The 21,625-nt window shown below is 64.5% G+C and carries 20 protein-coding genes and 1 other RNA gene; 14 read left to right on the forward strand and 7 right to left on the reverse strand.

All coding sequences use genetic code 11. The annotated features are described in order from the left end of the window. Positions 1 to 193: 193 nt before the first annotated feature. The gene (locus tag RFM41_RS13460) at positions 194 to 877 is read right to left on the reverse strand and encodes a c-type cytochrome (protein WP_320249037.1); all 684 of its coding nucleotides are present in this window, start codon (positions 875 to 877) and stop codon (positions 194 to 196) included. A 193-nt stretch (positions 878 to 1,070) separates the two neighbouring features. Here RFM41_RS13460 and RFM41_RS13465 point away from each other — a divergent pair, with 193 nt between their 5' ends. Both RFM41_RS13465 and RFM41_RS13470 read left to right on the forward strand, forming a co-directional pair. Then, the gene (locus RFM41_RS13465) at positions 1,071 to 1,799 is read left to right on the forward strand and encodes a 3-deoxy-manno-octulosonate cytidylyltransferase (protein ID WP_320249036.1); all 729 of its coding nucleotides are present in this window, start codon (positions 1,071 to 1,073) and stop codon (positions 1,797 to 1,799) included. 10 nt (positions 1,800 to 1,809) lie between these two features. Continuing rightward, positions 1,810 to 2,673, forward strand: a complete 864-nt coding sequence (locus RFM41_RS13470) for a prephenate dehydratase (RefSeq protein ID WP_320249035.1) — start codon at positions 1,810 to 1,812, stop codon at positions 2,671 to 2,673. Between the two features lie 129 nt (positions 2,674 to 2,802). On the opposite strand, the gene RFM41_RS13475 is transcribed toward RFM41_RS13470, so the two are convergent. The 3 genes from RFM41_RS13475 to RFM41_RS13485 are packed head-to-tail and all read right to left on the reverse strand — an operon-like array spanning position 2,803 to position 4,531. Continuing rightward, complete coding sequence (locus RFM41_RS13475; protein ID WP_320249034.1) at positions 2,803 to 3,105, reverse strand: Dabb family protein; 303 nt, start codon at positions 3,103 to 3,105, stop codon at positions 2,803 to 2,805. 10 nt (positions 3,106 to 3,115) lie between these two features. Further along, entirely contained in the window at positions 3,116 to 4,057 is a 942-nt protein-coding gene (nudC, locus tag RFM41_RS13480) for an NAD(+) diphosphatase (protein WP_320249032.1), read from the reverse strand. A 54-nt stretch (positions 4,058 to 4,111) separates the two neighbouring features. Further along, positions 4,112 to 4,531, reverse strand: coding sequence for an HIT domain-containing protein (locus RFM41_RS13485; RefSeq protein ID WP_320249031.1), 420 nt, complete (start codon positions 4,529 to 4,531; stop codon positions 4,112 to 4,114). A 181-nt stretch (positions 4,532 to 4,712) separates the two neighbouring features. Here RFM41_RS13485 and ffs point away from each other — a divergent pair. The 11 genes from ffs to RFM41_RS13540 all read left to right on the forward strand — a co-directional run bounded on the left by ffs (position 4,713) and on the right by RFM41_RS13540 (position 15,934). After that, positions 4,713 to 4,809, forward strand: an RNA gene (gene ffs, locus RFM41_RS13490) — signal recognition particle sRNA small type. Between the two features lie 106 nt (positions 4,810 to 4,915). Next, the gene (locus RFM41_RS13495; RefSeq protein ID WP_320249029.1) at positions 4,916 to 6,733 is read left to right on the forward strand and encodes a DNA polymerase III subunit gamma/tau; all 1,818 of its coding nucleotides are present in this window, start codon (positions 4,916 to 4,918) and stop codon (positions 6,731 to 6,733) included. A 22-nt stretch (positions 6,734 to 6,755) separates the two neighbouring features. Then, entirely contained in the window at positions 6,756 to 7,079 is a 324-nt protein-coding gene (locus RFM41_RS13500; protein WP_040993963.1) for a YbaB/EbfC family nucleoid-associated protein, read from the forward strand. Positions 7,080 to 7,296: 217 nt separating this feature from the next. Beyond that, positions 7,297 to 8,280 (forward strand): cell wall hydrolase, encoded by a 984-nt coding sequence (locus tag RFM41_RS13505; protein ID WP_320249026.1) that lies wholly within the window; start codon positions 7,297 to 7,299, stop codon positions 8,278 to 8,280. 100 nt (positions 8,281 to 8,380) lie between these two features. Next, positions 8,381 to 8,986 carry a recombination mediator RecR gene (gene recR / locus RFM41_RS13510; protein WP_040985994.1) on the forward strand — a complete coding sequence of 202 codons (606 nt, stop codon included), beginning with the start codon at positions 8,381 to 8,383 and terminating at the stop codon, positions 8,984 to 8,986. Positions 8,987 to 9,203: 217 nt separating this feature from the next. After that, on the forward strand, positions 9,204 to 10,436 hold the full coding sequence (locus RFM41_RS13515) for a lytic murein transglycosylase (protein WP_320249020.1): 1,233 nt from the start codon (positions 9,204 to 9,206) through the stop codon (positions 10,434 to 10,436). Between the two features lie 267 nt (positions 10,437 to 10,703). After that, entirely contained in the window at positions 10,704 to 12,341 is a 1,638-nt protein-coding gene (locus tag RFM41_RS13520; protein ID WP_430691534.1) for an ABC transporter substrate-binding protein, read from the forward strand. 15 nt (positions 12,342 to 12,356) lie between these two features. Then, positions 12,357 to 13,424 (forward strand): ABC transporter permease, encoded by a 1,068-nt coding sequence (locus RFM41_RS13525; protein ID WP_320249018.1) that lies wholly within the window; start codon positions 12,357 to 12,359, stop codon positions 13,422 to 13,424. Continuing rightward, positions 13,421 to 14,341: a nickel transporter permease gene (gene nikC, locus RFM41_RS13530; RefSeq protein WP_320249017.1), complete on the forward strand. Its 921-nt coding sequence runs from the start codon at positions 13,421 to 13,423 to the stop codon at positions 14,339 to 14,341. The genes RFM41_RS13525 and nikC overlap by 4 nt, the downstream gene beginning before the upstream one ends. Positions 14,342 to 14,351: 10 nt before the next feature. Beyond that, positions 14,352 to 15,191 (forward strand): ABC transporter ATP-binding protein, encoded by an 840-nt coding sequence (locus RFM41_RS13535; RefSeq protein WP_320249016.1) that lies wholly within the window; start codon positions 14,352 to 14,354, stop codon positions 15,189 to 15,191. Beyond that, entirely contained in the window at positions 15,188 to 15,934 is a 747-nt protein-coding gene (locus RFM41_RS13540; protein WP_320249015.1) for an ABC transporter ATP-binding protein, read from the forward strand. Before RFM41_RS13535 ends, RFM41_RS13540 begins: the two co-directional genes overlap by 4 nt. 204 nt (positions 15,935 to 16,138) lie before the next feature. Here the strand turns inward: RFM41_RS13540 and RFM41_RS13545 are convergent, their stop codons facing one another. Genes RFM41_RS13545 through RFM41_RS13555 form a run of 3 tightly spaced genes read right to left on the reverse strand, consistent with a single transcriptional unit; the run spans position 16,139 to position 21,281 of the window. Further along, a complete protein-coding gene (locus RFM41_RS13545) occupies positions 16,139 to 19,228 on the reverse strand; it encodes an efflux RND transporter permease subunit (protein ID WP_320249013.1) in 3,090 nt (1,029 codons plus the stop codon). Further along, positions 19,228 to 20,301: an efflux RND transporter periplasmic adaptor subunit gene (locus RFM41_RS13550; protein WP_320249010.1), complete on the reverse strand. Its 1,074-nt coding sequence runs from the start codon at positions 20,299 to 20,301 to the stop codon at positions 19,228 to 19,230. Before RFM41_RS13550 ends, RFM41_RS13545 begins: the two co-directional genes overlap by 1 nt. Next, positions 20,298 to 21,281, reverse strand: a complete 984-nt coding sequence (locus RFM41_RS13555) for an efflux RND transporter periplasmic adaptor subunit (RefSeq protein WP_320249502.1) — start codon at positions 21,279 to 21,281, stop codon at positions 20,298 to 20,300. Before RFM41_RS13555 ends, RFM41_RS13550 begins: the two co-directional genes overlap by 4 nt. Between RFM41_RS13555 and RFM41_RS13560 the strand changes: the two genes are divergently transcribed. Next, positions 21,271 to 21,486: a hypothetical protein gene (locus RFM41_RS13560; RefSeq protein ID WP_320249009.1), complete on the forward strand. Its 216-nt coding sequence runs from the start codon at positions 21,271 to 21,273 to the stop codon at positions 21,484 to 21,486. The two genes, RFM41_RS13555 and RFM41_RS13560, sit on opposite strands and share 11 nt — an antisense overlap. Positions 21,487 to 21,625 lie beyond the last annotated feature (139 nt).

Consider the following 21,625-nt stretch of genomic DNA (forward strand, 5'->3'; position numbering starts at 1 on the left):
TCGCTTTGTCTCGAAGCAATTCCTGACGGAACCGGTTCTCGCTTTCCTGGAATTGCTCCGACCACCCGCAATCTAGATCATTTGACGCCGGTGGAAACCGCAAGTGCCGCCTTTGTCGCCGCCCATGCAGCTTTCCTAACAGAAAAGCCGGGACGAACCCGGCTTTTCCAAGGAAGTCTCTGTGACAAATTGTTTATTGAGCGGGCGCCGCGGGCTTGGCCGGAGCGGCTCCCTCAGCCGGCTTGGCGGCGCCATCGGCCGGCTTGGCAGCGCCGTCCGCCGGCTTGGCCGCATCGGCGGGCTTGGAAGCGTCGGCGGCAGCGCCCGGCTGCGGCAGAGGCTTCGGATTGTCCGACAGCGTGCGCAGATAGGCGATCACATTGGCGCGGTCTTCTTCCTTCGGCAGGCCGGCGAAGCCCATCGCCGTGCCCTTCACGAACTTCTTCGGCGAGGTGATGAAGTGGTTGATATTCTCGTAGGTCCAGTGCTCCTGGCCGCCCTTGGAAAAGTCCTTCATGCCGGCCGAATAGGCGAAGCCCTCATGCTCGGCGACCGGACGGTCGACAATGTCCCAAAGGTCCGGACCGACCTTGTTCGGACCGCCCTTCTCACCGGAATGGCAGGCCTGGCACTTCTTGAAGATGGCGGCACCGGCATCGGCGCTGGCGTTGGCGAGCAGATCGGCGATCGGCTTTTCGGCCGCTGCAGGTGCGGCTGGGCCGCCGCCTTCGGTCGGCTCCTGGGCCTCGATGGCGAAGCCGGGCTTTTCCGGCGCGGGCGAGGCGAACAGCCCGTCCGAGACAAGACCTATCGAAAACACGATGAAGCAGGTTCCCAGAAATCCGCCGAGCAGCTTGTTGACTTCGTTGGAATCCATACGCCCCTTGCTCCCTTTTCCGGCGGACCGTCCCGTCCACTCCGTCCGTCGGTATCGCGAACTGCCCTGAAAGGCCAGTCAAATCGGGCGGAAACTAGGTCTTTTGCTCTGGCGTTGCAACACCTATAAGGGCGCTTCCAGTGAGACCTTTTGCCACTTTTCCATCCGCGTTTTTCGACCGTCCAAAAATCCGATGTCAACCTTGATCCTGATCCCCGCCCGCATGGCCTCGACGCGCCTGCCGGGCAAGCCGCTGGCCGACATTGCGGGCGCGCCGATGATCGTCCATGTCGCCCGGCGCGCCGCCGAGGCCGGGCTTGGCCGCGTGGTGGTGGCAACCGACACGCAAGCGGTCGCGCAAGCCGTGTGCGCGCATGGCTTCGAGGCGGTCATGACCCGCGCGGATCACGAATCGGGCTCCGACCGCATTTTCGAGGCGCTGACGGCGCTCGACCCCGAAAGGCGGGTGGAAACGATCGTCAACGTCCAAGGCGACCTGCCGACCATCGATCCTGAGATCATCGGCGCGTCGCTGCGGCCGTTCGAGGACAAATCGGTCGATATCGCCACGCTCGGCGTCGAGATCGTGCGCGACGAAGAGAGGACCAACCCGAACGTGGTCAAGATCGTCGGCTCGCCGCTTTCGGCGACACGGCTGAAAGCGCTCTATTTCACCCGCGCCACCGCGCCCTGGGGCGAGGGGCCGCTCTACCACCATATCGGCCTCTACGCCTATCGACGCGCGGCGCTGGAGCGCTTCGTGGCGCTCAAGCCGTCGCCGCTCGAGCGTCGCGAGCGCCTCGAGCAGCTGCGCGCGCTAGAAGCCGGCATGCGCATCGACGCCGAGATCGTCAAATCGATGCCGCTTGGCGTCGACACCCCCGACGATCTGGAGCGGGCGCGAAAAATCCTCTCAAACTGAGACACCCGTAATGGCTGAGAAGACCAACCGAATCTCCTTCCAGGGCGAGCCAGGCGCCAACTCCGACACGGCCTGCCGCAACATGTTCCCGTCGATGGAGCCATTGCCTTGCCCGACCTTCGAGGATGCCTTCAACGCGGTCGAGACGGGCAAGGCGGATCTCGCCATGATCCCGATCGAGAACACGATCGCCGGGCGCGTCGCCGACATCCATCACCTCCTGCCGGAATCGAAGCTGCACATCGTCGGCGAATATTTCCTGCCGATCCACTTCCAGCTCATGGTGCTGCCGGGGGTGAAGCGCGAAGAGATCAAGACCGTGCATAGCCATATCCATGCGCTGGGACAGTGCCGCAAATATATCCGCAAGAACGGCTGGAAGCCGGTGATCGCCGGCGATACGGCGGGCTCGGCCAAGATGGTGTCGGAGGTCAAGGACCGCACCATGGCCTCGCTGGCGCCGGCTTTGGCCGCCGAGCTCTACGGGCTCGATATCATCGAGAAGAATGTCGAGGACACCGATTCCAACGTCACCCGCTTCGTCGTGCTGACCAAGAACAAGCAATGGGTGGAACGCCCCGCGCCCGACGCCAAGATGATGACCACCTTCATCTTCCGCGTCCGCAACGTGCCGGCCGCGCTCTATAAGGCCATGGGCGGCTTCGCCACCAACGGCATCAACATGACCAAGCTTGAGAGCTACCAGCTCGGCGCCTTCACCGCGACGCTGTTCTACGCCGACATCGAAGGCCACCCGGACGATCCGCTGGTCAAGCTGGCTCTGGACGAGCTGCGCTTCTTCTCGCGCGAGGTGCGTATCCTCGGCGTCTATCCGGCAAGCGCCTCGCGCGAGCAGTGGAAGGTGGCAGACTAGCGCCAGCGCAATTCAGGTCAGGCCGAGTCGAAAATGGCGGGCTCCGAGAACCGGAGCGGAGCGTACTTAATGTACGCGAGCACTGGAAGCGCAGGAGGCCGCCATTTGCAGGCCGGCCTCACCTGAATTTCAGTCGAAGCCCAGCGGCACGTAGTCGATCTCCATGAACGACTCCACTTCCGGCACCCAGCGGTCGCGCACGAAGGCGACGTGGTCGGGGTGCTCGTTGTAGCGCGTGTAGGCCGCCTGGTCGGCGAACTCCATCGAGAAGCCGAACTGGTAGTCGTTCTTGGGGCTCACCTGCCGCAACTGCTCGAAATGCGTGACACCCTTGATCCCGGTGAGGATCTTCTTCGCGTCGTGCAGGAAGCGCTTTGTCTCCAGCGACTGCGGCGGATGCTTCAGCGTGAACACGACGGTGTGGCGGATCATTCTTCTGCTCCTATTCGCTGTCGACCCAGGCGCGGATGAGGTGATGGGCGATCGCCCCTTTCGGCGGTGTAATCAAGCCGCCGGCATGCGTCCTGTCCAGCATCGTGCGCACCTCCTCGCGGAAAAACCAGCGGCAGTCCTCCAGCTCGTTGAGGTCGGCCTGGATATCCTCGTTGAGCGGCTCGCCGAAGCAGCCGATCATCAGCGAATAGGGGAACGGCCAGGGCTGGCTGGCGTGGTAGACGACGCGGCCGAGCCTAATGCCGGCCTCCTCCAGCGTCTCGCGCCGCACCGCCGCCTCGATCGTCTCGCCCGGCTCGATGAAGCCGGCAAGTGCTGAATACATGCCCGGCGCGAAATGCCTGCCACGCCCCAGCAGGCATTTCTCGCGCGTCGCCGTCAGCATGATCGCCACCGGGTCGGTGCGCGGAAAGTGGTCGGTGCCGCAGGAAGGGCAATGGCGCCGGTAGCCGCCGGCGCGCATCTCCGAACGGTTGCCGCATTTCGAGCAAAAGGCATGGCTGGCGTGCCAGGCAAGCAGCGCCGCGCCTTGCGCCAGCGCGCCGGCGGCCGCCTCGTCGACCAGCCCCTGCATATAGACCGAACGGTAGTCGATCGCCTTGACCGTTTCGGGCAGCTTTTCCGGCTCGACGCCGGCGGGCATCGCCAGCACAGGGCCTTCCTCGGAAAAACCGAGCAGCACGCCTTGGCCGAGCGAAACCTCGAAAGCCTGGCTTTCATCCGCCTTGAACCACGGGTCGAACGCTTCGTCGTCGAGTTTGAGATAGAGCCGGCCGGCATGCATCAGCATCAGCCGCGCGGTCCCGTCGGCCAGCGCTTTTTCGACCGCGTCGTCGGCGCGGTTCTCGGACTGCCGGTCGATCCGGTTGCCGGCGAAACCGACGAATTGGCTGGGCTCGCGCAAGGGCGCGTCGAACAGGCGAAAGCTCATGGGGACTCGGGCAGGCTGAGGGACACGGGGGATGCTGAATGGACACTGGTCAGCTTATAGCGCCGCCTTGATCGTTTCGGCAAACCGCCTGATGTCGGAGCTCTGGTACGGTTCCCGCATGCCATGGCCCCAGACCGGTCCCGGCCAGCCCGGGTCGCCCTCGGAGCGGGCGACGACGTGGACATGCAACTGGCGCACGATGTTGCCCAAAGCGCCGGTGTTGATCTTGGTGCAGCCGGTCACCCGCTTCAGCGCCTGCGCCACCATATTGGTCTCGAAGGTCAGCATCGCCTGGTCGAGCGGCGTCATCTCGTGGATTTCCTCGACACCCGGCCGCTGCGGCACCAGCACCAGCCATGGCCAGCGGCGATCGTTCATCAATCTGAGCTCGCAAAGGCCAAGCCACATAAGCTGCTCGCTGTCCGCCTCCAATCGGGCGTCCAGCGTGAAACCGGCCTTGAGGCCAGGCAGCATGGGCGTTTCCTTCGTTTCTTGTAGCATTCTTCAAACCAACGAACGCTAGAGCGGCGGCAGGGTGGCTGCAAGCGATTCATTGACCGCTATTATCGTTTTGAAGGACTTTCCAGTCTCGATGCGGCTGCGGGTTCCGGCTCGGCCCTTGCATTTCGCCGCCGAATTGCCGATATGGAGCACGGGAGGTTGGTGGTGGACGATCCACTCGCCAACCGGGTCAGGTCCGGAAGGAAGCAGCCCTAACGAGCCCGGAACGGGTCATTGTTCCAGCCTCCCGCCTCTTCGCCTTTCTCCCGCGACATTGACGGTGCCAAGCCGTGCGGGCGAGACTATGCGCAGGAATCGGCCGCCTTCCGTCGCGGTCCTGGGAGCTTTTGACGGCGAATGAGCGAAGCCGGAAATTTGGGGCCAGAAAGCCTGGAGACAGGTAAGGCTGGCGCTTATCGCGTCCTGGCGCGCAAATATCGCCCCTCGAATTTCTCCGAGCTGATCGGCCAGGAGCCGATGGTCCGCACCCTGACCAATGCCTTCGCCACCGGCCGCATCGCCCAGGCCTGGATGCTGACCGGCGTGCGCGGTGTCGGCAAGACGACGACCGCGCGCATCCTGGCGCGGGCGCTCAACTACAAGACCGCGACCGTCGACCAGCCCTCCGTCGACCTTTCGATCCCCGGCGAGCATTGCCAGGCGATCATGGAAGGCCGGCATGTCGACGTCATCGAGATGGACGCCGCCTCCCACACCGGCATCGACGACATCAGGGACATCATCGACCGCGTCCGCTACGCGCCGGTCTCGGCCCGCTATAAGGTCTACATCATCGACGAAGTGCACATGCTCTCCACCCAGGCCTTCAACGGCTTGCTGAAGACACTGGAAGAGCCGCCGCCGCACGTCAAATTCATCTTCGCCACCACCGAGATCCGCAAGGTGCCGATCACGGTCCTGTCGCGCTGCCAGCGCTTCGATCTCCGCCGCATCGATGCCGGCGCGCTGGTCGGCCATCTGTCCTCGATCGCCGCCAAGGAAGGCATTTCCGTCGACGACGAGGCCTTGGCGATGATCGCGCGCGCCGCCGAAGGCTCGGCGCGCGATTCGCTCTCCATCCTCGACCAGGCGATCGCCCATGGCAGCGGCACGGTCAGCGCCGACGCGGTGCGCGCCATGCTCGGCCTCGCCGACCGCGCCCGCATCATCGACCTGTTCGAGCATGTCATGAAAGGCGACGTGGCGGCGGCGCTCGCCGAGTTCCGCGCGCAATACGACACCGGCGCCGATCCGGCCGCCGTGCTGACCGACCTTGCCGAGTTCAACCACCTCGTCACCCGGCTGCGCTTCGTGCCGGCGGCGGCCGACGACGCCTCGCTTTCGGAGGACGAGCGCCGGCGCGGCGCCGAATTCGCCGGCACGCTTTCGGTGCGCGTGCTGTCGCGGACCTGGCAGATGCTGCTCAAGGGCATTCCCGAGGTGCAGTCCTCCAATCGCCCCGTCAGCGCCGGCGAGATGGTGCTGATCAGGCTGGCGCATGCCGCCGACCTGCCGACGCTGGACGAGGCGCTGAAATCGCTGGAAGGCGCGGGTCCGCTGCCGAATGGCGCGCCACGCGCCAATGGCGCACCTGCAAATCCAGGCAATGGCGGCGGCGCCAGCGCCGTGGCGCAGGCGCGGATGCCCAGTTCAAATGGCGGTGCGCAGACCATGCGCCTGGTCGAAACGCAGGCCGCGCCCGCCGCTTTCGTTCCGGCGCCAGAACCGGTCGTCGAAACGCCTGTCGTTCCGGTCAAATCGCTGGCCGACATCGTCGCGCTTGCCGACGCCAATCGCGACATGGCCTTCAAAGTGCTGCTGAAACGCTGCGTGCGGCCGGTGCGCATCGAGCCCGGCCGTCTCGACGTCACCTTGACCGACGACGCGCCCAAGATGCTGCTCAACGACCTGACCTCCAAGCTGCGCGCCTGGACCGGTCGCAACTGGCTGGTGTCGCTGTCGAAGGAAGAGGGCGGCCAGACCTTGGCCGAGATGGAGACGACGAAGCGCGAGAATGCCTTCTCCGACGCCAAGGCCGATCCGACGGTCGCCGCCATCCTCGCCCGCTTCCCCGGCGCCAAGATCATCGACGTGCGCATCCCAGATGTGCCGGACGTGGAAGAGGCCGAGGCCGAAGTGCCGGTCGAGCCTGCGGCCGACGACGACGAAATCTGAAACAATCTTAGAGGACCATCCGATGAAAGATCTTCTCGGCCTGATGGGCAAGGCGAAGGAAATGCAGGCCAAGTTCCAGGCCATGCAGGACGAGATCGCCACGCTCGAAGCCACCGGCCAGGCCGGTGGCGGCCTTGTCAGCATCACGCTGACCGGCAAGTTCGAGATGAAGGCGCTGAAGATCGATCCGTCTCTCATCAAGGCGGATGAAGCCGAGATCCTGGAGGACCTCATCCTGGCCGCCCACAATGACGCCAAAAATAAGGTCGAGCAGGTGATGCAGGAGAAGACCAAGGCGTTGACGGCAGGCCTGCCGATTCCGCCCGGAATGAAATTGCCGTTCTGAGACGGCCTCCACCAGTTAATTGATTATGAACGGAAATTGAGCCCAGGCCGCAATATTAACCATTTTGCCGGCAATGCTCACGGGCTCATTTCGCGACATTCATAAAGTTTTACCCAAGTCCAGAAGTTGCTAACCCTCTAGCCATCTTTTTGCCCGAAAGAGTCTCATTCTTGCCACATCTCGGGGCGGGCTGGCATCTGGACATGAGGCTTTTTTGGTGATCGCGACGCGATGGAAGACGCCGCTGCTGCTTATCGGCATCGTCACTTCCCCCTTGCTCCTGGCCGGTTGCAGCCAGACCACTTCCTCCCATGGCATGTCGGTGTCGGGTCTGACCAACGCCCTCACGCCGAGTTTCCTCACCACGCGTACCAGTCACTCGCCGAAGGACAAGGAATGCCTGAAGCGGGCGATGTTCTTCGAGTCCAACCGGTCGAGCCGCGACGGCATGATCGCCGTCGGCACGGTGGTAATGAACCGGCTGCGCTCGGGGCAGCATGGCAACACCATCTGCGAGGTCGTCGGCGAAAGGGGCCAGTTCGCCCCCGGCGTGATGACCCGGCCGATGAATTCCAGGGCGCTGCCCGACGTCGAGGAAGCCGCGGACGCGGTGCTGAAGGGCGAGCGCAAGGCTAAGCTCAAGAACACGATGTATTTCCACACCGCCGGCCTGCATTTCCCCTACAGGAACATGCACTACACCATGGTGGCCGGTGGCAACGCCTTTTACGAGAAGCGCGGCCGCAACTGGCAGCCCCTGCCGGATGAGCCGATGGTCGCCATGGCGTCCGAAAAGTCGCAGAAAATCGATCCTACCGCTCCCGTGCTGATGGCTTCCGCCGAGCCGGAGGTCAAGACGATCGTCCGGTCCGATCCGGCCAAGCAGGCCGCGATGACCGCGGCGGAGCCGACGCTGCCGGCCACGGCAATCGTTCCGACGCAGCAGGCCTATATGACGGCCGCCGCGACGCCTTCGCAGAAATCCGGCCGTCTCGCGCAGAAGCCGACGGTCGTGGCGATGCAGGAGCCGATGGCCGAACCGGACGCCTCGCGTTTCGGCGGCACGCTCAAGGGCCGCTACGTCACCTCCGTGCCCAGTGCGACGCAGGAAGCGGCGATGGGCTTCCAGTCGACGCCTGAGAACACCGACGCCATCGGCGCAATGATCGCCAGCCAGGACCGGCCGCTCGAAACCAACTGAAGCCGATTGCATCCAACACAGGGCCCTTCATGGCAGCATGTCGGGCCCTGTGCCGTTGCTGGCTGTTTCAAACGGCGCTGAAAAATCCTAGATCAAGGCGATGTCGAAGAGAATCGCCGGTCCGGAAATCGAACGCCTGATCCAGCTCCTGGCCAAGGTGCCGGGGCTCGGGCCGCGTTCGGCCAGGCGCGCCGCGCTTCATCTCATCAAGAAGAAGGAGCAGCTGCTCGAGCCTTTGGCCGCCGCCATGGGCGAAGCGGTCGACAAGGTGCGCATCTGCTCGACCTGCGGCAATGTCGATACCTCCGACCCTTGCATGATCTGCACCGACCCGCGCCGCGACGCCGGCACGCTCATCGTCGTCGAGGACGTCTCCGACCTTTGGGCGCTGGAGCGCGCGGCGGCCATGAACGTGCGCTACCATGTGCTCGGCGGCACGCTGTCGCCGCTCGACGGCATCGGTCCCGATCAGCTCAACATCCGCTCGCTGGTCGACCGCGTCGCCGGCGGCGAGGTGAAGGAAGTCATCCTTGCCGTCAACGCCACAGTCGAAGGGCAGACGACCGCGCATTATCTGACCGACCAGCTCTCGGGCTTCGAGGTGAAGGTGACGCGGCTCGCGCATGGCGTGCCGGTCGGTGGTGAGCTTGACTATCTCGACGAAGGCACGCTGGCCGCGGCATTGAGGTCAAGGACGGCGTTTTGAGGGGATTTTGGGGGACTTGGAGATGACAGCATTCCTTCGCGCCCCCCTCTGTCCTGCCGGACATCTCCCCCACAAGGGGGGAGATCGGACGTCACGCCGGCTTTCGCCAATCTTGAACGTTGCAGGAAGAGGCGCGGCGCCCAAGCTGCCAATCTCCCCCCAAGTGGGGGAGATGTCCGGCAGGACAGAGGGGGGCGCGACAGAACGCGGCCTTTGCATGCTTGCATTCGCTTTTCTTCTGATCGTGATATTCGGCTTCATTCTCACCACCCCGACCCACGCCGCGCCCATCGACGACCAGTTCCAGGCCTGGCTCCAAACCGACCTCTGGCCCGAAGCCAAGTCCAAGGGCATCTCGAAAAAGACCTTCGATGCCGCCTTCCTCGGCGTGAAGCCGAACCTCAAGCTGCCCGACCTCGTCATGCCCGGCGAGAAACCGACCACGCCGCAAAAACAGCACCAAGCCGAGTTCGGCCCGCCTGCCGATTATTTCGCCGAGAAGATCATCCGCGCCGTCACCTCGGGCGGGCGCTCGCGCGAGGGCGCCAACGCCCGCGTGCTCGGGCTGATCGAGAAGCGTTACGGCGTGCCGGGCGAGATCGTGCTGGCGATCTGGGGTCGCGAGACCGGCTTCGGCGCGGCCAAGATGCCTTACGACGCCTTCGAGGTACTTGGGACGGATGCCTTCATGTCGACGAAGAAGGATTTCTTCCGCACCGAGGTGCTGGCGGCACTCGAGATCGTCGAGCGCGGCCTGGCGCCGGTCAACGCCATGAAATCCTCCTGGGCCGGCGCGCTCGGCCAGCCGCAATTCATGCCGACATCGTTCCTGAAGCATGCCGTCGACTTCGACGGCGACGGCCGGCCCGACATCTGGAATTCGACGCCCGACGTGCTCGCCTCGATCGCCAATTATCTCGTCCATTACGGCTGGGTAAGGGGGCGCGGCTGGGGGACCGAGGTGACGGTTCCGGCCAATGTCTCCTGCTCGCTCGAAGGGCCCGACCAGGGCAAGAAGATCTCCGATTGGGTGGCGATGGGCATCCGGCGCGTCGACGGCAAGGCCTTTGCGGCAAGCGAATTAAAGGCCGAGGGTTTTCTACTGATGCCGGCCGGTCGCAGCGGCCCGGCCTTCGTCGTCACGCCGAATTTCTATGTGATCAAGCAATACAACAACAGCGATCTCTATGGCCTGTTCATTGGCCATGCCGCCGACCGCATCGCCAAGGGCGACACCACCTTCGTCGGTACCTGGGGCGCGGTCGGCGACCTGCACCGCTCCGACATCGCCGCGCTGCAGCGGGCGCTCGAGGCCAAGGGTTACGATGTCGGTAGCGCCGATGGCCTGCCCGGCTTCAAGACCCGCCGCTCGATCGGTATCTGGCAGGCGAAGAACGGCAAGCCCGCCACCTGCTTTCCCGATGCGGGTCTGGTCGCGCAACTGAAATAGCGTCTGCCTCCCAAGTACGGACACTGGTAGATTTTTGCGGATCGGCGGCTGCAATTAGCCGGCGCATACGTCGACTCCTGGCGGCCCGTCTGGTCCGATATGATGTCTGGCAAAATGCCCCGTTGCCGGTTCGAGAACCGCTGAATAGGGTGTTGACCAACTGGACAAAAAACACGACGGTAAGCGGTCAAAGCCGCAGCCGGCCTTGCAAAGAACAATTCAGCCCTGAGCCGGGAACTCAGGTCAACAAGACAGGGAACGATCACCATGATGCTGGAAAAGTTTGCTCTCCGCTCTCGCGCCTTGCTCGCGGGCGCCGCGCTGTCCGCGCTGCTCGTCGCGCCCGCTTTCGCGGTCACGCCCGCCGATACGCTGGTCGAGGGCTTCGCCATCGACGACATCATCTCGATGGATCCGGGCGAAGCGTTCGAGCTGTCGACGGCCGAAGTCACCGGCAACACCTATGATCTGTTGGTCCGCCTCGACCTCAGCGACACCTCCAAGGTCAAGGGCGACCTCGCCGAGAGCTGGACCGTTTCCGATGACGGCCTGACCTATACTTTCAAGCTGAAGCCCGGCATGAAATTCGCATCCGGCAATCCGATCACCGCGGCCGATGTCGCCTATTCCTTCGAACGCGCCATCAAGCTCGACAAGAGCCCGGCCTTCATCATCAACCAGTTCGGCATCACCGGCGACAACGTCACCGAGAAGGCCAAGGCTGTCGACGACACGACCTTCCAGTTCGTCGTCGACAAGGCCTATGCGCCGAGCTTCGTGCTCAACTGCCTGTCCGCCACCGTCGCTTCCGTTGTCGACGCCAAGCTGGTCAAGGAACACGTCGCGGCCGTCACGCCGAGCGCCGACTACAAATGGGATAACGACTTCGGCAATGCCTGGCTGAAGACCGGCTATGCGGGCTCGGGCCAGTACAAACTGCGCGAGTGGCGCGCCAACGAGGCCGTCGTCATGGAGCGCAACGACAATTACAATGGCGAGAAGGCCAAGCTCGCCCGCGTCATCTATCGCAACATGAAGGAAAGCTCGGCGCAGCGCCTGGCGCTTGAGGCCGGCGACATCGACGTCGCCCGCAACCTCGAGCCGAACGACCTCGACGCCATCGCCAAGAACGCCGATCTCACCACCACCAGCGCGCCGAAGGGCACGGTCTATTACATCAGCCTCAACCAGAAGAACCCGACGCTTGCCAAGCCGGAGGTGCGGCAGGCGTTCAAGTATCTGGTCGACTACGATGCGCTGGGCTCGACCATCCTCAAGGGCATCGGTGAGATACATCAGTCCTTCCTGCCCAAGGGCGATCTCGGTGCCATCGACGACAATCCCTTCAAGCTCGACGTCGCCAAGGCCAAGGAACTTCTGGCCAAGGCCGGCGTGCCGGACGGCTTCAAGGTCACCATGGATGTGCGCACCGGACAGCCGACCACCGGCATGGCGGAATCGATCCAGCAGACGCTCGGCCAGGCCGGGATCAAGCTGGAGATCATTCCGGGAGACGGTAAGCAGACACTTACCAAATATCGCGCCCGCAACCACGACATCTATATCGGCCAGTGGGGCCAAGACTATTTCGATCCGAACTCCAACGCCCAGACCTTCGCCTCCAATCCGGACAATTCCGACAACGCCAAGATCAAGACGCTAGCGTGGCGCAATGCCTGGGACATTCCGGATCTGACCAAGGAAACGGATGCGGCCTTGCTGGAAAAGGATTCGGCCAAGCGCGCCGACATATACAAAGACCTGCAGCAGAAGATCCTCGACACCAGCCCCTTCGTCATCATCCACCAGCAGCTGGAAGTGGCCGGGCTGCGCAAGAACCTGCAGGGCTTCAAGCTCGGCCCGAGCTTCGACACCAACTTCGTCTGGGCGGTCTCGAAGCAGTAACCTTGAGCCCGACGCGTGAGCGTAGCTGAAAACCAGGCGGCGGCGGGGCGCGGCAGCGCCTGCGCCGTCGCCATCCTATCGTCGCTCGGCCGCTTCCTGGTCATTGCGGTGACGACCTATCTCGGCCTTCTCGCGGTGACCTTCTTCATCGGCCGCGTCATCCCGATCGATCCGGTTCTGGCCGTTCTCGGCGACCGGGCACCGACGGCCGTCGTCGAGCGCACGCGCCGCGAGATGGGCCTCGATCTGCCCTGGATCGAGCAGTTCTATATTTATGTCAAAAGCGCGCTGAGAGGCGACTTCGGCACGTCGGTGCTGACCACCAATCCGGTGATGTCCGATATCCGCCGCGTCTTCCCGGCGACCATTGAGCTGGCGACGCTGGGCACGATCATCGGCACCGTCATCGGCGTGCCGCTCGGGGTATTAGCCGCGGTCCGGCGCGGCAGTCTCATCGACCAGATCGTGCGCATCATCGGCCTGGTCGGCTATTCGGTGCCGATCTTCTGGCTGGGGCTGCTGGGGCTTGTCCTGTTTTACGCCAAGCTGCAATGGGTCGCTTTCCCAGCGCGACTCGATGTCGTTTACGAATACACTTTCACGCCCATCACCGGCTTCTACTTGCTGGATGCCGCAATGCAGGGGCAGTGGGATGTCTTTTATGACGCCTATCGTCACATCATCCTGCCGGCCGCGCTGCTCGGCTATTTCGCGCTCGCCTATATCAGCCGCATGACGCGCTCCTTCATGCTGAACGAGCTTGCACAGGAATATATAGTCGCAGCCCGCGCCAAGGGCCTTTCCGAAACGCGCATCATCTGGGGCCATGCTTTGCGTAACGCCGCCGTGCCCATGGTGACGGTGATCGCGCTTTCCTATGCCAGCCTGCTCGAAGGTTCGGTGCTGACGGAGACCGTCTTCTCCTGGCCTGGCATCGGCCTCTACATCACCAATTCGCTGCAGAATGCCGACATGAACGCGGTGCTTGGCGGCACCATCGTCATTGGCTCGGTCTTCATCGCCATCAATCTTCTGTCCGACCTGCTCTACCGGCTGCTCGATCCGAGGACGAAGGCCGGATGAGCGCTGAAACCATCCAATCCCGTCGCGAATGGTTGCTGTCGGACCGGCCGGCCTCGCGCCTGCAGGCAAGGCTCGGCCGCGCCTATGTCACCTGGCGGCGGTTCTCCGCGAACCGGCTCGCCTTTGTCGGGCTCTTGATCATCATCGCGCTGCTGGTCGTCGCCGCTCTCGCCGACGTGCTGGCCCCTTATTCACCGACCATCGGCGACTTGAAGAACGCGCGCCTGCTCGCGCCCAGCGCCGCGCACTGGTTCGGCACCGACGACCTTGGCCGCGATATCCACTCTCGCATCGTCTACGGCTCGCGCTGGACGCTCTATGTGGTGATCCTCGTCGCCGTCATCGCCGCGCCCATCGGCCTGCTGGTCGGCACCATCGCCGGTTATGCCGGCGGCTGGACGGACACCATCCTGATGCGCATCACCGATATCTTCCTTGCCTTCCCGAAGCTGGTGCTGGCGCTGGCTTTCGTGGCAGCGCTCGGACCAGGCATCGAGAACGCCGTGCTGGCGATCGCCATCACCTCCTGGCCGCCTTATGCCCGCATTGCACGCGCGGAAACGCTGACGGTGCGCAACTCCGACTACATCAAAGCGGTGCAGTTGATGGGCGCCTCGCCCTTCCGCATCGTGCTGCGCCACATCATGCCGCTTTGCATCTCCTCGCTGATCATCCGCGTCACGCTCGACATGGCCGGCATCATCCTCACCGCCGCCGGCCTCGGCTTCCTCGGCCTCGGCGCGCAGCCGCCGCTGCCCGAATGGGGCGCGATGATCGCGTCCGGCCGCCGCTTCATCCTCGACCAGTGGTGGGTGGCCGCGGCCCCAGGTGCGGCCATCCTCATCGTCAGCCTCGGCTTCAACCTGCTCGGCGACGGCCTGCGCGACGCGCTCGATCCCCGGAGTGGCGACCAATGAGCGGTGACCAATGAGCGGCGACACGCTCCTCGACGTCGACGACCTGCGCGTCACCTTTCCGACCCGCACCGGCCTCGTGCAGGCGGTGCGCGGCGTCTCCTTCTCGCTCGGCCGCGAGCGGCTGGGTATCGTCGGCGAGAGCGGCTCCGGCAAGTCGCAGACCGGCCGCGCCATCATGGGCTTAACCCCGCCGCAGGCCGAGGTTTCGGCGAAGAAGCTCGCCTTCGACGGCATCGACCTGCTCTCCATATCGCCACGTGAGCGTCGGGCGCTGCGGGGAAACCGCATCGCCATGATCCTGCAGGATCCGAAATACTCGCTCGACCCGGTGATGACCATCGGCCGCCAGATCGTCGAGACGCTGCGCACGCATGAAAAAGTCTCCAAGGCCGAGGCGCGCGAGCGCGCTTTGGCCATGCTGCAGGCGGTGCAGATCCGCGATCCGGCCCGCGTCTTCGACCTTTACCCGCACGAGGTCTCGGGCGGCATGGGCCAGCGCGCCATGATCGCCATGATGCTGGTCACCGGGCCTGAGCTGATGATCGCCGATGAGCCGACCTCGGCGCTCGACGTCACCGTGCAGCTCGACGTGCTCAAGATCCTCGATAAGCTCGTCGCCGAGCGCGGCATGGGCCTGATCTTCATCTCGCACGACCTGCGCCTGGTCTCCTCCTTCTGCGACCGCGTCGTCGTCATGTATGCCGGCAAGGTGGTCGAGCAGATCAAGGCTTCCGAATTGCGCGATGCGCAGCACCCCTACACGCGCGGCCTGCTCAACTGCATGCCGAGGATCGGCTTCGAGCGCCATCCGCTGCCGGTGCTCGACCGCAAGCCGGAGTGGGCGGCATGACGGCTTCGATCACCGTCGAAGGGCTGGAAGTGGTCTTCGACCGTTTTCGCGCGCTGAAGGGCGTCAGCCTCGAAGTCAGGGAAGGCGAATCCTACGGCCTGGTAGGCGAAAGCGGTTCCGGCAAGTCGACGCTGCTGAGGGCCATCACCGGCCTTGCGCCTGTCGCTTCGGGCACCATCACCGTCAACGGCAAGAAGCTCGGCAAGACCCGCGACAAGGCTTTCTACCGCGATGTGCAGATGGTGTTCCAGGATCCCTACGGCTCGCTGCATCCGCGCCAGACGGTCGATCGCCTGCTGCAGGAGCCGCTCGCGATCCACGGCATTGCCGACGGCGAGAAGCGCATCGAGCGCGCGCTGGACGAGGTCGGCCTCGGCAAGGGCTTCCGCTTCCGCTATGCGCACCAGCTCTCTGGCGGCCAGCGCCAGCGCGTCGCCATTGCGCGCGCGCTGATCCTGGAGCCCTCGATCCTTTTGCTCGACGAGCCGACCTCGGCGCTCGACGCCTCGGTGCAGGCCGAGGTGCTGAACCTGCTGGAAGAGGTCCGTCGCCGCCGCAAGCTCACCTTCCTGATGGTCAGCCACGACCTCGCCATCATCACCCATATGTGCGAGCGGCTGATGGTGATGCAAAACGGCGCGGCGGTGGAAACGCTGACCGCGAGCCAATTGATCGGCCATCGCGTCAGCGAGGACTATACGCGCAACCTGCTCAGGGCGAGCGAGGGGTTTGTGCGAGTGTAGCAGACTGTCAAATTCGAGTTCTGTCGCGCCCCCCTCTGTCCTGCCGGACATCTCCCCCACAGGTGGGGAGATTGGCTGTCATCGCGGCTTTCGCCAATCGCCGTGATTGCAGAAAAAGCGCGGCGCCAAAACGGCTGATCTCCCCCCTCGTGGGGGAGATGTCCGGTAGGACAGAGGGGGGCGCCAAGGAACTCGGCCTTGTCCTTAAGGTTCCGCAATCGCCGTGACATCTGCCGCGCTGCCTTGCGCGTCGTTCGGCTCTTTGATCCGGAACCATGTCACATACAGCGCCGGCAGGAACAGCAGCGTGATCGCCGTTCCCGCGATGATGCCGCCCATCATCGCGTAGGCCATCGGTCCCCAGAACACCTCGCGCGCGATCGGGATCAGCGCCAGGCTGGCGGCCGCGGCCGTCAGCGCGATCGGCCTCATGCGGTGCTCGGTCGCCTCGATGACGGCGGCCCAGCGGTCCTTACCCTCGGCGACGAGATCCTCGATCTGCACGATAAGGATGACCGAGTTGCGGATCAGGATGCCGATCAGCGCCAGCACGCCGAGGATGGCGACGAAGCCCAGCGGCGCGCCGCTCGGCACCAGGGCCGCCACCACGCCGATCAGACCAAGCGGGGCCACCGCCACCACCAGGAACAGGCGCTGGAAGCTCTGCAACTGCACCATCAGGATGGTCGCCATGATGAACAGCATCAACGGCACCACGGCCGCGATCGGCCCCTGGCTCTTGGCGCTTTCCTCGACCGAGCCGGCGGTTTCCACAGAATAGCCGGGCGGCAGCTTGGCGATGAAGGCGTCGACCGACGGTTGGAGCTCGTTGACGACGGTTGCCGGCAGCACGTCGCCGACCAGCCCGGCGCGCACGGTGATCGTCGGCGTCCGGTTGCGCCGCCACACCGTCGGCTGCTCGAGCTCGTAGCGGAAATTGGCGACGGCGGCGAGCGGGATCGACTCGCCGCTGCCGGTCGGCAGCTGCATGTTCTGCAGCGTCTCGATCGAGCCGCGCTCGGCCTCGCGCGAACGCGCCACGACATTGATCAGGTAGGTCGCGTCGCGCACCTGCGTGATCGTCGAGCCGCCCACCGTGCTGTTCAGCGCGCTGGCGATGTCGGAAGAGGTGATGCCGAGCTGGCGCGCCTTGTCCTGCAGCACGTCGACCCTCAGCACGCGCTGCGGCTCGTTCCAGTCGAAGGTCGGCGCGGCAAGCTTCGGATTGGCGGAAATGACACCGGCGAATTGCTGCGCCAGCTCGCGCACCGTCTGGATATCGGGACCGCCGACGCGGTACTGCACCGGCCTGCCGACCGGCGGGCCGAGCTCCAGCAATTTAACGAAGGCGTCGGTGCCGACGAACTCCTCGCGCAACAGCTTCTCCAGCGCCGGCTTCACCCGGTTGCGCGCCTCGATGCTCTTGGTGACGATGACGGTCTGGCCGAAATAGGGATTGGCCGGCTGCACGTCATAGGCCAGCACGAAGCGCACGGCGCCTTGGCCGACATAGGAGGAGAAGTGGTCGATGTCGGGATTGCCGACCAGCGCGCGCTGCTCGAAGCGCTCCATCTGGTCGCGCGTCTCCGTGATCGAGGAGTTCTGCGGCAGATTCCAGTCGACGATCAGCTCCGGCCGGTCGGATGGCGGGAAGAATTGCTGCTGGACGAGGCCGAAGCCGGCGACCGAGGCGGCGAACAGAAGCACAGTCACGATGATCGTCAGCCAATGGCGGCGAACAGAGAAGACAAGCACGCGCCGGAACAGCGAGGTGAAGCGTCCAGGCTGGTCGTGATGCTTGGTCTTCATCGTCGCCGGCAGGATGGTGACCCCGAGCAGCGGCGCGAACAGCACGGCGACGATCCATGACACAAGCAGCGACACCGCGATGACGACGAAGAGCGTGAACGTGTATTCGCCGGCGGCGCTTGAATTGAGCCCGATCGGAATGAAGCCGGCGACCGTCACCAGCGTGCCGGTCAGCATCGGGAAGGCGGTCGAGGTGTAGACATAGGTCGCCGCCTTGCGCAGATTGTCGCCGACCTCCAGCCGCGCCACCATCATCTCGACCGCGATCATTGCGTCGTCGACCAACAGCCCGAGCGCGATGATCAGCGCGCCGAGCGAAATGCGCTGCAGCGATATTCCGAGATACTGCATGACGGTGAAGGTGATCGCGAGCACCAGAGGTATCGACAGCGCGACCACGAAGCCAGCCCGCAGCCCAAGGCTGATGAAGGACACCGCAAGCACGATTGCGACCGCCTCGAACAGCGCCCTCGTGAAGCCCGACACCGCTTCCTCGACGATGACCGGCTGGTCGGCCACCAGATGCACGCCGACGCCGATCGGCAGGTCGGCCAGCACCTTGTCCATTTCCTGGTGCAACGCCTCGCCGAATTTCAGCAGGTTGGCGTTGGGCTTCATGCCGATCGCAAGCCCGATCGCATTCTGGCCGTTGAAGCGGAACAAGGCGGTCGGCGGGTCGACATAGCCGCGCCTGATCGTCGCCACGTCGCTCAGCCGGAAGAAGCGGTCGTTGACGCGCAGATTGATGGCCCGCAGGCTCTCCTCCGAGGTGAACTGGCCGCCGACGCGCACGCTGATGCGCTCCGGGCCGGACTGGATGACGCCGGACGGGGTGATGGCGTTCTGGGCCTGCAGGCTGGCGACGATCGCCTGCTGGTTGAGGCCGAGTGCCGCGATCTGGCGCGTCGAGAATTCGAGATAGATCGCCTCGTCCTGCGCGCCGACCAGGTCGACCTTGCCGGCATTCGGCACCGTCAGGATCTTGGTCCGCACATCCTCGACATAGTCGCGCAACTGGCGCGGCGTAAGCCCGTCGGCGGTGAAGGCATAGATGTTGCCGTAGACGTCGCCGAAGCGGTCGTTGAAGAACGGCCCCTGCACGCCTTGCGGGAACTGCGCCTTGATGTCGTTGACCATATTGCGCACCTGAAGCCAGTTCGGCACGACGTCGCGCGCCTTGGTGGTGTCCTTCAGGTTGACGAAGATAACCGTCTGGCCGGCGGTGGTGATCGATCTGGTGTAGTCGAGGCTGTCGAGCTCCTCGAGCTTCTTCTCGATGCGGTCGGTCACCTGCTGCACCGTTTCCTTGACCGAGGCCCCGGGCCAGTTGGCCTGGATGATCATGGTCTTGATCGTGAAGGCGGGGTCTTCCTCGCGGCCGAGGTTGAGATAGGAGAAGATGCCGGCCACCACGAAGACCAGCATGAAATACCAGACCATCGAACGGTGGCTGAGCGCCCAGTCGGAGAGATTGAAGCCCTTCATCAGACCCCGCCCCCCGGCACCTTGACCTTCTGGCCTTCGCTCAGGCTGTGGACGCCCGCTGTGATGACGCGCATGCCGGCTTCGAGCCCTTCCGCCACCGTGAAGCTGCCGCCGTTCTTCGCGGCGACCTTGATATCGCGCGCGCTCACGCTGGAGGATTGCGGATCGACGATCCACACCTTTTGCGAGCCGTCCTTTTCGAGCAGTGCCGATATCGGAAGTTCGATCGTCGGCGCGACTTTGGTCATGCGCGTCGCCGAGATCGTCGAGCCCAGCCGGAACGCCGACGGCGGGTTGATCAGTGTCAGCCGCACGCGGCGGGTGCGGGTGGCGCCTTCCGATTGCGGCGCGACCTCGCGCAGCTTGGCGTCGGTTTTGATGGTCGGCAGCGACTGCAGGATGATCTCGAACGGCGTGCCGACGGCAAGGTCGCCGGTCAGCTGGTCGGGAATGTCGACCACGGCCTCGCGCGGGTCGGTGCGTGCCACGGTGACGATCGTCTGTCCCGGCGAAACGGTCTGGCCGACCTCGGCGCCGACGGCGGTGACGACGCCGTCGAAATCGGAAAACAGCCGGGAATAGCCGAGCTGCTCCTGCGACTTGGCCAAAGCGGCATTGGCGCGCTCGACGCCGGCTTCCGCCGCCTGCCGCGCTTGCCTCGCGGCATCGAATGTGGCTTGCGAGGTGTTGGCCGAGGCAAGCAGCTGGCGCTGGCGGTCCTCGCTGGCGGCGGCGTTGATGAATTGCGCCTGCGCGTTCGACAGATCCGCCTTGGAAGCCTGGACGGCAAGATCCAGCGCCGTCGGATCGAGCGCCGCGATCGTCGTGCCCTTGGTGACGAGGTCGCCCACCTTGACGTCGCGCGAGACGACGCGGCCGAGCAGGCGGAAGGCGAGGTCGGCGCTGTATTGCGGTTCGACCGAACCGGCAAAGCCGAAAGTCTCGACGGTCTTCGGTTCGACCACCATCGACAGAACCGGTCGGATGATCTCGGGCGGCTTCTCCTCCGAACGCGAGCAGGCGGCAAATGCCGTGAGGATCAGCAGCGGAGCGATGCGCGTCAACCGGTTCATTGCTGCGCCCTCGCCACCTCGATCGTCTGTCCGGGACTAAGCAACTGTCCGCCGGCGGTGACGACGCTCTGGCCTTCCTGCAGTCCCTTGTTCACGGCGACCACGCCCGAGTCGAAGGCGAGCACTTCGACCGGTGCCATCGTCACTGCCTTGCTTGATGGATCGACAATCCAGACGGCCGGTTTGCCGGCAGCCGAGGTGAGGGCCTGCCAGGGTAGCAGGAAAGCTCTCACCGGCGTGGCGCTGATGGTGCCGATCACCGCTGCGCCGAGCGGCATGCCAGCGGGGGTGTCCGGGATGCCGACCCTCACGCGGATCGTTCCTGAGGCGGTGTCGATGGCCGGCGAGATCTCGCGCACCTTGCCCGTGGCCCTGATTTGCGGATCCGAAAGCAGCGTGATCGTCACCACCGGCGCCGATGGCGCCTGGGCAACCAGCGTTTCGTGCACGTTGAAGACCGCATCGCGGTCGCCGTCCTCGGCGATGGTGAATACCGTCTGTGCCGCCTGCACCACCTGCCCGGCCTCGACCTGACGCGCGGTGATCACGCCGGCGGCGCCCGCCTTGAGCTCGGTGTAGGACAGGTTTTCCTTGGCATTGGCCAGGGCACTCTGCGCTGCATCGACGCTGCCTTGCGACACTTTCAGCGTCTGGTTGGCGGTGTCGAATTCCCGTCTCGTGGTGAAGCCCCGGGCCAGCAGCGTCTTCTGCCGCTCATAGGTGGCCGCGGCCTGGGTGAGTTGCGCCTGCGCGGCGTCGAGATCGGCTTGCGCCGAACGCAGGTCCGATTCCTGTTCCTGCGGGTCGATGCGGGCGAGCACCGCGCCCTGGTCGACATGTTGGCCGACATCGACCAGACGCTCCGCGACCCGGCCGCCGACGCGGAACGACAGATTGTTGAGCGTGCGGGCCGCGATCACCCCGGTCAGCGAGGTCCGCGGCGCGTAGTCGGCAAGGGCGACCGTCTGGGTGGTTACCATCACCGGCAGTTTCTTCTCGACCGCTTGCTGCTTCTGGCAGCCGGCAGCCGAAAACGCCGCACCGGCACAAGCCAGCAACAGCAAGATTTTTGAACGACAAAGAAGGCGGCGCGGCGAAGACGGCAAGGCGGACGATGTCGCGTTCCTGCTCATGGTCCCCCTCAACCAGTGGGAGCCGCTCCTGACGGCGGCACGTCGCGGATGAAATGAGATTAATCGATCGACGGGAAAAGGAAACCATCTCTGAGGCGCGTATCGCCGGGCTGGTTAAGAAGGTTCGTTCCTCATCCTCCAGTCAGGCCCAATCGACTGGGCCAACGTGCCAACTTGAGGAAAACGTGAAA

Origin of the sequence: Mesorhizobium vachelliae, from assembly GCF_033977325.1 — a bacterium.
GTDB lineage: Bacteria > Pseudomonadota > Alphaproteobacteria > Rhizobiales > Rhizobiaceae > Mesorhizobium > Mesorhizobium vachelliae.